Here is a 13,415-nt window from a genome sequence, read left to right on the forward strand (position 1 = left end):
ATAGTTGACCTGGTATATTTTCAATGTATCACCGCGATATCATACTGCTCGATAAGCTTATCAGTAGTGACAATGGTAGCATTTAGTTTTAATGCCGTGGCGATAATAAAACGGTCTGCAGGGTCTCTATGCAGCCAAGGTAATTCATTGGCTGCTAGTAATATATCAACATCTAATGATGCTAAGGTTAGCTTATGTTGCTCAAGTGCTGTGGCAAACCATTGTGATGGTTTGATTGGTAGGGTTAAGTTGCCTCGTGCTGTTTTTAGGCTGATCTCCCAAGCAGTAATTGCAGATACATAAACTATAGAAGCTGCCTCAATTACATTTAATGCTTTGTCGCTAAGTTTATCGCTACCTGTAGCTAACCATAAAAGGGCACAAGTATCTAATAAAACACAGGGTTTATACATCAAGCCACTCATCTATAGTCGGTTTAGTTGGGTCTTCGTTAATTATTGTTTTGCTGAGCAGTTGTGAAGTTGCTAAACGCGAGCCTGTAGGTAATGGTGAAAGTACAGCTACAGCTTTACCATGTCGACAAATCACTATTCGCTCACCACGCTCAATACGTGCAAGTAAAGCAGATAAATGCGTTTTTGCTTCATGAACGGTTACTGAAGTCATCAAACTAGTCTATATGACTAAAATTAGTCTGACAAGCTAAATTTACAATATGCTTACCATTGCATGATCAGCACTAAAACCTTAAACTAAAACTATGGTACGTATTGAAGGCAGTGGAATATCTACTCAACTAAATCCATTCGGGCCGAATTGGAATACTCCCAAAGTAGATAAAGCCGCCACAGTTGCACAGCAAGTTCAAGCAAAACTTTTTGGTCATACCAAACCAGCTTTGCTCGACCCTGCAAATTTCCCGGAGTTAGCTGCTATGATAGCGCAGCTTTATCGCTACAAACGCAAACTCGCAGTAATAGGCGGCGATGAAGACGAAGATTATATTATAGTATTGGCGGATGGCACTATTGGCATGATTGACGAATTTGGGGTGATCTACCTTGGTGCTAAATTGTTACACGATTTTGGCGATAAACTTGATGTAATCGTTGGTGTATTAGCGCACGAAATAGGGCATCGGCCAAAGCGTTGGCAAGATTACATCAGCGATCAAGAATTAAGCCAAGAACAGATTGAAGAATTATGTCGTCACGAAGAAACGCGTGCTGATATTTTTGCTGGCAAAGCTTTGGCTGAATTAGGATTATCTTGCGAACCACTAATTGAATTTTTGCAAAATATTGAAGATAAACCGCACCCAGAATATTTTGAAGCTAAAGTGCGGGGCGAAGTAATTCGTGAAGCTTTTTCAAATCGTTCATGTCGAGTTGAAAATCGTCGTAAAACCTTCCCAGAATTCGACCGTATGACTTCACCTAAGGGTCATTTGGGTGAGGTGTAACTTTGTGTTTAATTAAGATATGCCATTACGGCGTTGGTCTTCAGCCGCATTTTCTTGAGCATTAGTATTGTTATCTGCTGGCGCGGCATTGCCTTGCATTTGAATGCCCGCTGCCGTTGAACCGCTGCTTGCGTTAACCCCACCAACACCTGATGCTGCGTCTTTATTTTGATCTTGTTGATTCAACTCTGCAGCAGTGGGTTCATTATTAGTTGGACGAAAAGCATTAGTATAAGCCCAATCAGCGGCATCGGCAGCTTCTTTGGCAGCGCGGTCTAGGTCTTTTTCAAAAGACCAGTTTGTCGGATCTGCGCCGCAGTCATTCGTCCATTTATTTGAGTTGGCTGCATTATCCAAAGCTTTTATGGCATCGTCATTTTGTTGGGTATTAGCTTCTTGTGTTGCATTAGCAGCCTGCATTTGCGAGTGCGCTTGATACATACGCTCTAGCTGATGTGCAACTTCGTCTTGTTTTTCTTCGCTTTTTTTGACCTGATCAGCACCGGTTACTGCTGCGCTTGCAATGCTGTCATCGTTAGTTATTTGGCTGTTATTATTGTTTGGTTGCTGCAATGCAGAGGCAGCAACTTGTGCTGAAAAATCACCGACTGAATTGATATTACTCATAAATATTCTCCAAAGGTATTTATAACCTAAGCTTTCGCCGGGCCCGAAGGTGGCGCTAAATTTCTAAGTGACATTACCCGACCGCCAGTTGGTTGAGAGCTATTTGTGGTTGATTGAGGATTAGCTAATGAACGAATTGCATTATTATTTGCTTGGTCATTACCAACTTGTTTGGCAGTTTCACTTTTTTTATCTGCTACGTACTGCTTAGCCATTATTACTGCTTTATTTAATAATTCTTGTTTTTCAAGAAAAGGTCTGAATGGGCCACCTGCTAAAATGACTGCTAATAATTGTGGAGTAGATTGTGGATTTTCATCGACAATTTTTTGTATAGAATTAAATAGCATTTCGTAATTTTTTTCAGTCGACACATGTATCTCCATCTAAGATATACCTACCCACAACACTATCTGTTGGGCTGCTATAAAAGCATAATGATACTGTCGCCAAGCGAGGATAGCAATTTGCAAAAATCAAAGTTTGATAAAAAACCGCACAAATCACTACTTGCGCATGTAATTTGCGCTGACGCATGCCTAGAGAGCGCCTATGTAGAAGTTTTACAAGGCAAAAAGGCCGATTTATTACTTACCGATCCCCCATATTGCCTGCTAACCCGTAGACGTAAACATGGAGATTTACGTGACCCTAAAGGGCGAAAAATAGACCGCGCACCTGTAGTACGTTTTGACACGGTGCGTGATTACACGAAATTTACTAAGACTTGGCTACCTTTAGCAGTTAAATATATTAAAACAACATCACCACTTGTGATTTGGACAAATTTTTTAGGTCGCGCTGTGATTATAAAGGTTGCAAGTGAACTTGGCTATAATCACTTGTGGGGAGAATTTATTTGGGCCAAACGTACTACAAAAAATACTGGCAGCGAACAACTGTTACGTGTTTATGAAACCGCGTTAGTTTTAGGTTGTCAACCATCAGTATCACTAAGCCCAACTGATCATGCACAAGCTTGGGCGGTAGTAGCTGGTTACGATGACGATGGTGAAGCAACGCTTTATGGTAATCATCCACATCATAAACCATTTAGTGTGCTCGAACCTTTATTGCGAAATTATTCTCAACCAGGTGATTTGATCCTTGACCCATTTGCAGGCAGCGGTTCGATTGCGGCTTCTGCATGTAGATTAAATCGTTACGCAGCCACAATCGAGTTAGAGAACGAGTGGGTAGATAAGGTAAAATTACGTCTGCGATAGCAACACTGTAGCTTGTATTTATCGTTTTAATCGGGGTCCCGAAGGTTCGTGGTAGCCGCTTACGCTTATGCCATTATTACAGATAATTTTAATATGGGTACGCTCGGTTCGATTTACCGTTATATTAGCAGTTTGCTGTAAATGAGGCATTGCTGTAGCCGACAAACAAAAGAATGCTGCCATTTCTTCATCTGCAACATGACCTCGATGTTTACGTCGGTCAAGACCGCCAAAACGATAGGAATTATAGCGACTCCAAGAAAATAAACTTAAAGTTATGGTTAATCCTAAAGCACCTAACAAAGCGAAGTATGCTAAATTGTTAAATCCTTCAAGTTCTACCATATGCAAATAGGCTAAATCCCATCCTACATACCAAAGACCAATTGCTAATAGTGGTCGTAGTGCTACTAACCAAACAATAGTTGCAAGAATAGTTAATAGGCGTTCAGTTGAACGACGTAAGTGCGAAAGTTTATATGGAACATCAATAATTAGCCCATCAGTTTCTTTCATCATCAGAAACTTACCTCCCAAAGCCGCGATCAGGGCTTGTCCATACCGCACTCTTTTGGCGATTTTTAAACAGGGCTTTAGGAAAAGCAGCGATGGTTACAAAACAATTAATCACCCAGTAAATAGCGGGATACCACAAAAGCCAAATTGATAACTTGCTAAGGTGTTTATCATAACGACGATCAATACCAATACCAACGGTTAATTGTACTAAGCAAACTGTGGCAATAATTATTCCGGTCCAGCCTGGGATCATTGTACGAACAATTATAGACTGAGGTAGGTTAATAAAGAAACCGGCTAGCCATAATAATAGAGTAACTAAAAAACTATAACACCAACATAAACTTAATACATATTCAGTATAGATAGGCCAAATGCGACGGTTGTGCCAACGAAACATGTCTTTGCCGTATTTTAACAATACTTCTATGCCGCCTTGAGCCCAACGTAACCTTTGACGCCATAGTCCACGTAGCATTTCAGGCATGAGGATCCAGCATAATGCTCTTGGCTCATAACGAATATCCCATTTGGCAAGCTGTAATTTCCAAGATATATCGATATCTTCAGTTACCATATTGTTTGACCAAAAACCGACATCTAATAAGGCACGTTTGCGAAAGGCAACAACTACACCTGAAACCGTAAAAACTTTTCCGATAACCCGTTGAGCGCGTTTTATCATACCTATGATAGAAGAGAATTCGGCAACTTGGATTTTAGCAATTATGGTGGTGCGATTGCGTACTCGCGGATTTCCGGTGACTGCCCCAACACGTGGGCCTGCAAAATGAGAAAGCAACCATGGTAGTGCTTGGGGATCTAAGAGAGCATCCGCGTCAATACATACAAGATATTCACCGCGACTAGCTATGGCAGCCATTGTTAAACCAACGGCTTTACCTTGATTGGTTGCTAGAGTAACAACACGCAAGCGTGGATATTGTTGTTGTAATATGGTTAATAATACAGCGGTGCGATCTGTACTAGCATCATTAATGGCGATGACTTCATAATTTGGGTATTCTTGTTGCATTGCCGCATTGATAGTTTCATTTATTGAGGCTTCTTCATTGTGACAAGGTATCAAAATTGAAACTAAGGGATTGCCTTCTATTTTTGGGGGCTTTTTTTGTCGGTCCATGCGAAAAATAATAAAAATACAGGCACCAGCAATCCAAACGAATGACATTAATAAAGGATAAAAGAAAACAAAATTAAATAACCATTCCATGTTTTCACCAACGATTTAGCATGGCATCTTGATATTGCCGGTGTGTTTTAATAGGTTAAAGTTTTTTAGGCTACGCATGGTTTATCTTTGATTTCGTTTGAATGGAAACGTTTCAGTGCTCATATATTCATGTATTGCGTGTTGGTTCGGGCAATCATCAAATACATTATCAGGGTAATAGGCAATATTGTGCGCTCCAGCCGAAATCAATGTTTGCATCCATTTACGTATTGTATTTTTGTTAATACATTTATCATTATGCCAATCAACGGTTTGTAGCTTAAATACAGTTTTGTCTATGCCGTCTTTAGTGTTCTGCGCAATTTGTACTAGTTGTCGGATCCATTTGTTTGGCTTAGCAACTTTTTCCATGAACGGATAAGTCATAACTACTACATAATCGTATGCTTTGATACTTTTTAGATAATTCTGCGCAAACCAAGCTTCGCTTTCAGGGTTAAGTAATACAGGGGCATAAATGGTGCGTGCTGATAATGCTAATGGGCGATTAGTACGAACGGTATTAATTAGTTCTTGTGTCCAATAAATTAATTGTTGGGTTTTAGCCGATGTCCATTGTTGCTGCTGTTTCAAATTTAGCTTGGGTATATGGTTTTCGCTTAGTTTTTGACCAATTATTTTGTTAAGAACATTTAAAGCCGCAGGATGATAGTCTTCATGATCTGATAGATAAGCATCATCTTGAAAAAGAATGCCGTCAATTTTCGCTGCATACGATAAATCGTTGTATAGAGTTTTCACCTTTTTTAATGCCTTTTCATCAAATGGTGACAATCGCAAATACTCAGTTTGCACGGGTCGAATTTTGTTATTTACTAATTCACGTACACGAGACTTAATAGTGAAATCACTATCCGGAAAAATAATTGCTAAGCTAGGCATCCAGGCGTAAACACGAATGCCACGTATTTGTAAAGCGCGCATTACAAAACTGAATAAATCGGCCTTCATTGGCAATACACTATTTGGAAAGTAAACTTCTGAGACTACACCATCTCCATCTTGATCAGAGAATGCCTGTAAATATACGCTGCTGGGTTTAATTGAGACTATGCGTTCAATAAAATTGTCGATATTTTGTTTTTGCTTGGCTGGATCTTGGTCATAAAGCAAATCTAGATCAGCATGAATGATACGTGTAGAAGTTTTTATTATCTGATGAGGGACAACACCTCCGGCCCAGAATTCTCGTGCAAACTGATCAATTGGAGTGTTCCCACTTAGCATATGTCGTGGTACTTCATATAAATGCTCAAGATCTCCTAATCCATCAAATAGAAATGCATCTGCATTAAAAATCATAGAAAACCCGAGACTTTTTGCTTGTTCAATAGCCATTTGGTTATATTCACCATATGGCCAAACAAGTACCCGTGGTGTAATTGCGAGTTTTCGTTGCATCATAGAGATTGAACTACTTAAGTCTTGCTTAATTCGTTGTTGATGTTCTTTAAGCGTTTCGTAGCGGTTTAGATTTGATAAATATTGGTGTGAAATAACTGCAGCAGCAGTGCTACCTTGTGGATTAAAGGTTAGAGCTTTATGCATGTCATGACTATGACTGGCTATCTCAATTAATCCACTGTCACGTATAACTTGCAAATCTTCCCAAGACAATAAAGTATTATTTTCGCAATCAGCAGTGAGCGTCGTGCCTACCCAAGAAGTCACCACCGCAAGTACCGCAGGGATCCGATAAGTTTGAAGAATTGGTAAAACATTTTGACGAAAACTTGAGCAGCCATCATCAAAAGTTAATAAAACCGCATGCGATGGTAGGGGTTGCTCACCAGATTTTGCTTTGAGTATATCATCAACAGAAACAAAATGAGCTCCATTGCCACGCATATATTCTATTTGTTGTATGAAATTATTTATCGGTACAGCACCGCTGCCATTGGTAGCTCGTAGGGGTATATCATGATAGCAAAATGATATAAAACTTTGTGATGCTTTTGCTGGTGTTTGAGTGATAGCAGCTAAGAAAATAGTAAATGATAAAGATAATAATTTTTTAGTCATAACCTGACATTAGAATGATGCTTTTGCTTCAGCTGCAATCGCCCATTCATACTCATCCTTTCCTGAGTAAGATTGTCTTGCGAAGTTGCCGCTAAAAGTTATTTCGCCACGATATGCAAAATGATGAGTTTGTGCATATCGCATACGCCAACGTTCATTTATATCATAACCATGTTCTTTTTGAATGCCTGCAGTAACTGAGATAAAATCAACAAGTTTGTAATCACGACTTTGCAACCAAGTATGTTCAATTTCTGGGGTAATAAGTATAGTCCAATATTGTCTTGGTGCATAATATGCTGGGTCAATAAGACTTGCATGGCTTATGTCGCCTTCAAGGCGAGCAAACAGTTTTAGATCACCGCTAGCAAAAATACGATTTAATATAGAGGCATTGCTATTATAAATGTAATTTCCATCAGTAAGTATCAAACTTGTTGCTGCTATTTCAGCTGAAAATAACTCACTATGACGATATTTACCAGAAGCCGTAAATAATTGAGCATCAACACCAGCCAGAATGGCTTTAGGTGGCAAAGACCATGTGTTGGTGTCAGCTAGTAAAATAAAAGATAATTCATCGAGTGGTGCATACTCAGCTTCTAAAATTATACCGAATTTATTTTTTGGTACTATAGTTGAGGCAGCAGCTGATAATTTAATATCTACCGTAGGATTAGCAAGTATACCAAGCGTAGCTTTTTTTCGGTCAGCACTATGATTTTGTGCAGTTTCTTGTTTTAATCCAGCGGTAGCGGCGATAGAGATTTTGGAGCGTATAGGTTGATTTACACCAACCGTAATTTGTAAACCACTTAATTCATTATTCCCAAAAGATGCCTTTGAAGTAGTATATACTTCAGTTAATTTATCTAAGCTAAGACGTCGATCAAGATTTTGTGCCTGCCGATTATCAGGGTAAAGCGTTTGCAATTTTTGTGATATTTGTAGAGCTTTGTCTTTTTGCCCACGTTGAGCTAGTGAATCAGCGTAACCTATCAGTAATCCCAAATCGTTTGGGTGAGCAGCTACCGCAATATCAAAATCCAGCAGAGCTTGGCGTTGCCAACCGCGATATTGATGTGTTTGCGCAAGACCTAGCAAAGCTGCGCTATTGCGTGGAGCTTTAATTAACATATCTTTAAAGTAAGTTTCCGCTTCAGCTAACTTATCTTGGCTTATTAACCACCAGCCACGTTCAGCTACTACGGATGCTTTATCCCAATTAGGATAATAAGCATGGCGAAATTTAAAAAACGAAGGTACCTCTGTATCTAAGCTATTTAGCAGATCTTCTATCTCTGTATATCGCGACAACTGAAATAAACAATTTAATTGTGCTATTTTTAATGTATAGTTTTTCGGATAGAAACCGTTATGTTGTTGCTGCAGGCGATTCTCAAGTTGACGATATAGTTTTAGGGCAGTCTCTGGTTGTTCAAGTTCAAAATAAGCATCGGCTGCAGCTCTTAAGGCAGTAGAATCAAAATCAACCCCTAGCCGTTGCATGTCTTCATACTTAGAGATTGCTAATTCATATTGTTGCTTAACTTGATAAGTCACCAGCGCGGCACTTCTTGAAGTAATATTAATTCTGTCAGTTGCAAATGTTTGCATTAATGGTTCAGCAAGTGCACTATTGCGCCACGAAAGATGCTGGAGGGCTTCTTGTTGTGATAGGGTTGCGAATAATTCTTGTGGTTTTTGTACCTCGTTAGTCGATGAAAGCTCTTCGCGAACAACACTTACAGCATATAAACGAAGCAAACTACGCTGTCGACCAATTAGTGCATCATCATTATTAGGTAAATATTGAAGAGCTGTCGTATATATGTTAACAGCGTCTAGGTTACGACCAAGAATTTCACACAAATTACCTAGTCTAATCAGTTGCTCTTGTTTAAAGTTATTGTTTCTCAATATTTCATCAATAGTGTTATTTGCTTGCAGTTTTTTGTCAGCAAGAATTAAACCTTCAATAAGTCCCAATAACACATCATTTGTTAGAGTGTGTCGTATGGCATAGTCATGCATTGATGTTATCTGCATCGCTTTATTTATTAGATCCGCTGCAATAGTATTTTCTCCAAGTTGCATTAACACTGCTGCCTGACCCAGCATAGCTTCAGCATCTTTGGGATGATTAATTAGATAATTCTGATACTGCTCATTAGCTTGATGCCAATTATGTTTATATAAATTTAAATCGGCAGTTAAAAGTTGTTTCCATGTAGCTGTAGATGGCAGGGTATTAACAAAGTTGCGTGCTTCTTCTAAATTATTTTGCGCTAAAAAGCTATGCATAACTGCCGAGGCCGCAAATTTTTGCTTTGGAGATAAAGCTAGCCATTTTTTTGCATAAACTAAAGCGAGGTCGTAGTTTTTTCTTGCGATATTAGCCTTACAAGCAAAAGAAGCTGCCGCAACTGAACCAGGCATTGTCTCTGTTAATAATTCACCAAGTTCTGCGGTCTCTTTAAAGTGTTTAGATATATAGAGTAATGCTGCATAATCAAGTAGAAACTTTTTGGTCTTAAAGGTAATATTTTTTTCAGAACGTATCTGAGACAACGATTGTTGAAGAGAACCATTATAAGCTAATTTTATAGCCTGCAAATGATTGGCAGATTGCCATGAAAAAGATTTAAACCATTGAGGTTCTTCCTCATGGTCAATATTGTGATTTAGCTGGCGAAATCCAAGTGCAAAAAAATACTCAGCTTCTTTCTTTAATAATTTTTGATAGTTTTGTAATGCGTCAAGATTATTTTTATTTCGCAATAAAGTGTTAACATATAATGACAATGCTTCTTGAGGATGATGTGTCGCTTCATAAGCTCGTGCGATACTAGATATTACGTAGTATTTTAAATGTTTGTTTGTTGGTAATGATTCAAATATCTCGATGGCGTCAAGATATTTTTCTGCCCAAGTGTTTACCACGATTAAATCTTGAGCTAATTCTAATTTGCCTTCTTTTTGCCACAAAGAACGCAGTTCAGCAATAGCCGAGGCATGGTGTCCACTTCGAGCTAATGATAATGCCTCATTATATTTTATGCGCAAACGATATGCGTCCCAAATATTGTTGTTTTCTTTAGAAACACGTTGGGTGATAGGGATTAAAGACTTTATATTTATGGTCTTAGCGCTGTATTGTTGTTCGAGTTCATCTATTAAAGCGATAGCATCATTATAACGATGTAATTGCATTAAAATGTTTACACTAGCTTCAATCGCTACACGGTTATCTGATTCTTTGCTTAATATTTCTCGATAAATCAGTAAGGATTCTTCAAGTTTGTCAGTTCGTTTTAAAGATAATGCTGCAGCTGTAAGAAAATATACGGGGCGTTTTTTATAGTTTGGCAATGAAAAATAAAGTTTGCTCGCTTCTTGATATTTTTCAGCCCAAGATAAAATTACAATACGGTCATAATGAGCTTTTATGTTTGCTTCAGAAGAAGAACAAACTTGTTCTATTAAAGGTATTGCTGCGCTGTAGTTGCCTTGGCGAGCTAATTTAACTGCACGCTCATGGATGTTGTTAATATATTGAGTATGCTGGGGTGTTTTTAGCGTAAGCGTGGCGCGTGAATAAGATAAAGCTTTTATTAAATAATCAGGTAAAGTGGTAAGAGGCGACAATTGGTTAGCCGTTTTAAGAGCACGTTGATGTTGCCCAGACCAAGATAAAACAGTAATAAAATCAAATAGTAAAGCAAGGTCGTGACCATGTTGAATTTGTAACTGCTTAAGAAGAGATAATGCCTGTTGGTAGTGTCCTAATCTTGCTAATAAAATAGCGTTTTGATGTTTAATTTTTACAGAATAAGTTTCAAGTTGATTTTTATATTCTGGTTGACGATTTCGTATTTTGGCTAATGCTTGTTCGAGTTGTTGTAGATCTGAAATAGAATGACAATTATCAATTAAATTTTGCACAGTTTTTGACGTAGCAATATCACGTTCGACAAAACGAGCCAAAGAATCAATGTTAGCAGCTGGAAAATTCGTAGAGCCATTTGAAGAATGATAAAGTTCAGATAAAGCATAAGCTGGCAAAGAAAAATTTGCAGGTAATGAGAGATATTTTTCTATGGCTTCGTCCCAGCGATGTGCCCAACAAAGTACAACAATATGATCCGCTATTAAATTTGGAGCATCAAATGGTATTATCTGTCTCTGTATCAGTGATAATTCTTTGAGACTTTGAATAGCTAAATCATAATTTTCTGCGCGAGCCAAAGATAGTGCTTGTTGATGTAATACTTGAATAGTTAACTGTTGTGCCCATTTCATCGTATCAGGATCTGCAGCTAATCCCTGACTTATATATTTAATAGCGCTACGCGGATGATTTGAATTGACTGCCCGTAAATATTGGTTTGCAGCGTTTGCGTCTAATGGTTGCAATATCAACGATAAAATTTCGCTTATTTCTTCTAAATTGCCCGTAGCGGCTTTTGCATTAGCAAGAGCACGATAAATTTCAGCATTATGTTTTAAATTCTGTGGTAGTTTTTGATAGTATTGAATAAGTTTTTGGTGTTCACCAGCCCAAGAGAGTGCATGAATATAGTCGATTAATACTTCGTTATTGTTTGGGTTACTAATTAAGACATTTTCAAATAATGCAAATGCGTGCTGATAATTGCCTTGACGCGCTGCAAGAACTGCTTCTCGATATTGAACACTTATATTGCTATGTACAGTAGAATTTATGAATTCACGAATGTCATTGGTTAATAAAAGAGCAACAATTACAAGAGGCGGTACGGCGCGGCATATGACCACTGCAGTTCGTATGGTGTGTTCGCGCGCTCGTTGCAACATAGGTTTTAATCTAAAATGTCTTGCTTTTTATTGTGTGTGTCTCACTAGGGGCAACATATCTTCATTCACAATAATAAAGTAAAGTGGTTACAAAAGTTATACAAAATTGGCATTCTATAGAGCAAATTCATAGAAATGTATAAAACTAATAATTAGTTAATAATACGAGGGTTTTGGTGTTTTAACAAGATGCATGCTATTTTTTAGTAATTATTGCCACAGTGCAGCGCGACACACAGATTAACTTATTACTCTCATCATGTAATTTAATATCCCAAACCATATTTTTTTGGCCACAATATAGAGGTGTAGCTGTAGCGATTAGTAATCCTGATTGCATTGGATGTAAATGATTGGCATTGATTTCAATGCCAACGGCTGTTTGCCTTTGCTGATCGATATTTAGCCATGTGCCTAAACTTGCAGCAGATTCAGCTAAAACAACCGAGGCTCCTCCATGCAATATACCGAAAGGTTGATGCACTTTGGGGCCGACGGGCATTGTCATAATTACTAAGTCACAAGTTGCTTGCCTGACCTCAATACCGAGATAATCTATTATAGTATTGGTAAAAGTCAGGTTTTTAATATTCATGTTATATTCATAAGTTAGCAGCTAGTCGCTCATTGAAACGACCACGTTCAACATAATGAGTATGCAATAATTCATGAGATTTGTGACCCAACGGAGCGCCTAAATATTCATCATAAAGCTGTTTAATGAATGGATTATCATGTGATTTACGTTTTGGCTTATTCATATCTTCTTGGTAAATTGCATGCATACGAGCTTCGCGAATTTCAAATGTAGTTGGTCGCGGTTGACCACCACCAGCAATACAACCACTTGGACAACCCATATCTTCTATAAAATGATAGGGCGATTTTTGCTCGACTATCTGCGTCATTAGCTTTTTGGCACCTGCAAGCCCGCTGGTAACTGCAATACGTACGGTGGTGCCTTCAAGTTTTTTATATTTTGGCAGCACATTTTCAAAAGTAACGGCTGTTTCTTTAACTTGCTCAAAACCGCGAACAGGTGTGATTGCTAAATTTTCAAATGGTACTTTTCGTCCAGTTATAACTTCATAAACAGTACGCAATGCTGCTTCGGTGACACCACCGGTAATGCCAAAAATATCAGCAGCGCCAGTTGAGAAACCAAGAGGATTATCAAATTCGCTATCAGTTAATTCAGCAAAATCAATGCCAGCTTCGCGAATCATGCGACCTAATTCGCGAGTCGTAAGTACAGCGTCAACATTTGGCAATCCATCAATAAACATTTCGGGTCTTTGAATTTCAAATTTTTTTGCAGTGCAAGGCATTACTGAGACCATAAAGATATCTTTAGGGTCAACGCCAATTTTTTCGCCGCCAAGTTGAGTTGCGTTTATCTCTTTGTGTGCACCATCATCATTATCATGGCTGACGTATAATATTTGTTCCTTTCCATTAGTTATTTTTTTTAATAGTAAAAACTGCAACGTTAGGTGGATCGAGAAAT

12 protein-coding genes are annotated in these 13,415 nt (G+C 38.3%); 2 read left to right on the forward strand and 10 right to left on the reverse strand.

All coding sequences use genetic code 11. From position 1 onward, the window contains the following. Positions 1 to 20: 20 nt before the first annotated feature. Positions 21 to 413 carry a type II toxin-antitoxin system VapC family toxin gene (locus JW841_06840; GenBank protein MBN1960645.1) on the reverse strand — a complete coding sequence of 131 codons (393 nt, stop codon included), beginning with the start codon at positions 411 to 413 and terminating at the stop codon, positions 21 to 23. After that, a complete protein-coding gene (locus JW841_06845; protein ID MBN1960646.1) occupies positions 406 to 627 on the reverse strand; it encodes a type II toxin-antitoxin system prevent-host-death family antitoxin in 222 nt (73 codons plus the stop codon). Before JW841_06845 ends, JW841_06840 begins: the two co-directional genes overlap by 8 nt. Before the next feature lie 94 nt (positions 628 to 721). Between JW841_06845 and JW841_06850 the strand changes: the two genes are divergently transcribed. Next, positions 722 to 1,423, forward strand: a complete 702-nt coding sequence (locus tag JW841_06850; GenBank protein ID MBN1960647.1) for a hypothetical protein — start codon at positions 722 to 724, stop codon at positions 1,421 to 1,423. Between the two features lie 12 nt (positions 1,424 to 1,435). Here JW841_06850 and JW841_06855 read toward each other — a convergent pair whose 3' ends face one another. Beyond that, entirely contained in the window at positions 1,436 to 2,050 is a 615-nt protein-coding gene (locus JW841_06855; GenBank protein ID MBN1960648.1) for a hypothetical protein, read from the reverse strand. Between the two features lie 26 nt (positions 2,051 to 2,076). Then, positions 2,077 to 2,424 (reverse strand): hypothetical protein, encoded by a 348-nt coding sequence (locus JW841_06860; GenBank protein ID MBN1960649.1) that lies wholly within the window; start codon positions 2,422 to 2,424, stop codon positions 2,077 to 2,079. A 63-nt stretch (positions 2,425 to 2,487) separates the two neighbouring features. On the opposite strand from JW841_06860, the gene JW841_06865 reads away from it, so the two are divergent. Beyond that, positions 2,488 to 3,276: a site-specific DNA-methyltransferase gene (locus JW841_06865; GenBank protein MBN1960650.1), complete on the forward strand. Its 789-nt coding sequence runs from the start codon at positions 2,488 to 2,490 to the stop codon at positions 3,274 to 3,276. An 18-nt stretch (positions 3,277 to 3,294) separates the two neighbouring features. Here the strand turns inward: JW841_06865 and pgaD are convergent, their stop codons facing one another. The 6 genes from pgaD to JW841_06895 form a co-directional block, all read right to left on the reverse strand. Beyond that, positions 3,295 to 3,795, reverse strand: coding sequence for a poly-beta-1,6-N-acetyl-D-glucosamine biosynthesis protein PgaD (pgaD, locus tag JW841_06870; protein ID MBN1960651.1), 501 nt, complete (start codon positions 3,793 to 3,795; stop codon positions 3,295 to 3,297). A gap of 7 nt (positions 3,796 to 3,802) precedes the next feature. Further along, on the reverse strand, positions 3,803 to 5,029 hold the full coding sequence (pgaC, locus tag JW841_06875) for a poly-beta-1,6 N-acetyl-D-glucosamine synthase (protein ID MBN1960652.1): 1,227 nt from the start codon (positions 5,027 to 5,029) through the stop codon (positions 3,803 to 3,805). Between the two features lie 81 nt (positions 5,030 to 5,110). After that, complete coding sequence (gene pgaB, locus JW841_06880; GenBank protein MBN1960653.1) at positions 5,111 to 7,072, reverse strand: poly-beta-1,6-N-acetyl-D-glucosamine N-deacetylase PgaB; 1,962 nt, start codon at positions 7,070 to 7,072, stop codon at positions 5,111 to 5,113. Between the two features lie 9 nt (positions 7,073 to 7,081). Beyond that, a complete protein-coding gene (locus JW841_06885; protein ID MBN1960654.1) occupies positions 7,082 to 11,908 on the reverse strand; it encodes a tetratricopeptide repeat protein in 4,827 nt (1,608 codons plus the stop codon). Positions 11,909 to 12,104: 196 nt separating this feature from the next. Then, positions 12,105 to 12,503 (reverse strand): hotdog fold thioesterase, encoded by a 399-nt coding sequence (locus tag JW841_06890; protein ID MBN1960655.1) that lies wholly within the window; start codon positions 12,501 to 12,503, stop codon positions 12,105 to 12,107. A 7-nt stretch (positions 12,504 to 12,510) separates the two neighbouring features. Then, positions 12,511 to 13,248: an iron hydrogenase small subunit gene (locus tag JW841_06895; GenBank protein MBN1960656.1), complete on the reverse strand. Its 738-nt coding sequence runs from the start codon at positions 13,246 to 13,248 to the stop codon at positions 12,511 to 12,513. Positions 13,249 to 13,415: the final 167 nt, after the last annotated feature.

The sequence above is a fragment of the Deltaproteobacteria bacterium genome (genome assembly GCA_016931625.1).
GTDB lineage: Bacteria > Myxococcota > XYA12-FULL-58-9 > XYA12-FULL-58-9 > JAFGEK01 > JAFGEK01.

Excerpts from the sequence above, each read along its gene's own strand:
- JW841_06840 (MBN1960645.1), bottom strand. The coding sequence starts at position 413 with ATGTATAAACCCTGTGTTTTATTAGATACTTGTGCCCTTTTATGGTTA.
- JW841_06845 (MBN1960646.1), bottom strand. The coding sequence starts at position 627 with ATGACTTCAGTAACCGTTCATGAAGCAAAAACGCATTTATCTGCTTTA.
- JW841_06850 (MBN1960647.1), top strand. The coding sequence starts at position 722 with ATGGTACGTATTGAAGGCAGTGGAATATCTACTCAACTAAATCCATTC.
- JW841_06855 (MBN1960648.1), bottom strand. The coding sequence starts at position 2,050 with ATGAGTAATATCAATTCAGTCGGTGATTTTTCAGCACAAGTTGCTGCC.
- JW841_06865 (MBN1960650.1), top strand. The coding sequence starts at position 2,488 with ATGATACTGTCGCCAAGCGAGGATAGCAATTTGCAAAAATCAAAGTTT.
- pgaD (MBN1960651.1), bottom strand. The coding sequence starts at position 3,795 with ATGATGAAAGAAACTGATGGGCTAATTATTGATGTTCCATATAAACTT.
- pgaC (MBN1960652.1), bottom strand. The coding sequence starts at position 5,029 with ATGGAATGGTTATTTAATTTTGTTTTCTTTTATCCTTTATTAATGTCA.
- pgaB (MBN1960653.1), bottom strand. The coding sequence starts at position 7,072 with ATGACTAAAAAATTATTATCTTTATCATTTACTATTTTCTTAGCTGCT.
- JW841_06885 (MBN1960654.1), bottom strand. The coding sequence starts at position 11,908 with ATGTTGCAACGAGCGCGCGAACACACCATACGAACTGCAGTGGTCATA.
- JW841_06890 (MBN1960655.1), bottom strand. The coding sequence starts at position 12,503 with ATGAATATTAAAAACCTGACTTTTACCAATACTATAATAGATTATCTC.
- JW841_06895 (MBN1960656.1), bottom strand. The coding sequence starts at position 13,248 with ATGGTCTCAGTAATGCCTTGCACTGCAAAAAAATTTGAAATTCAAAGA.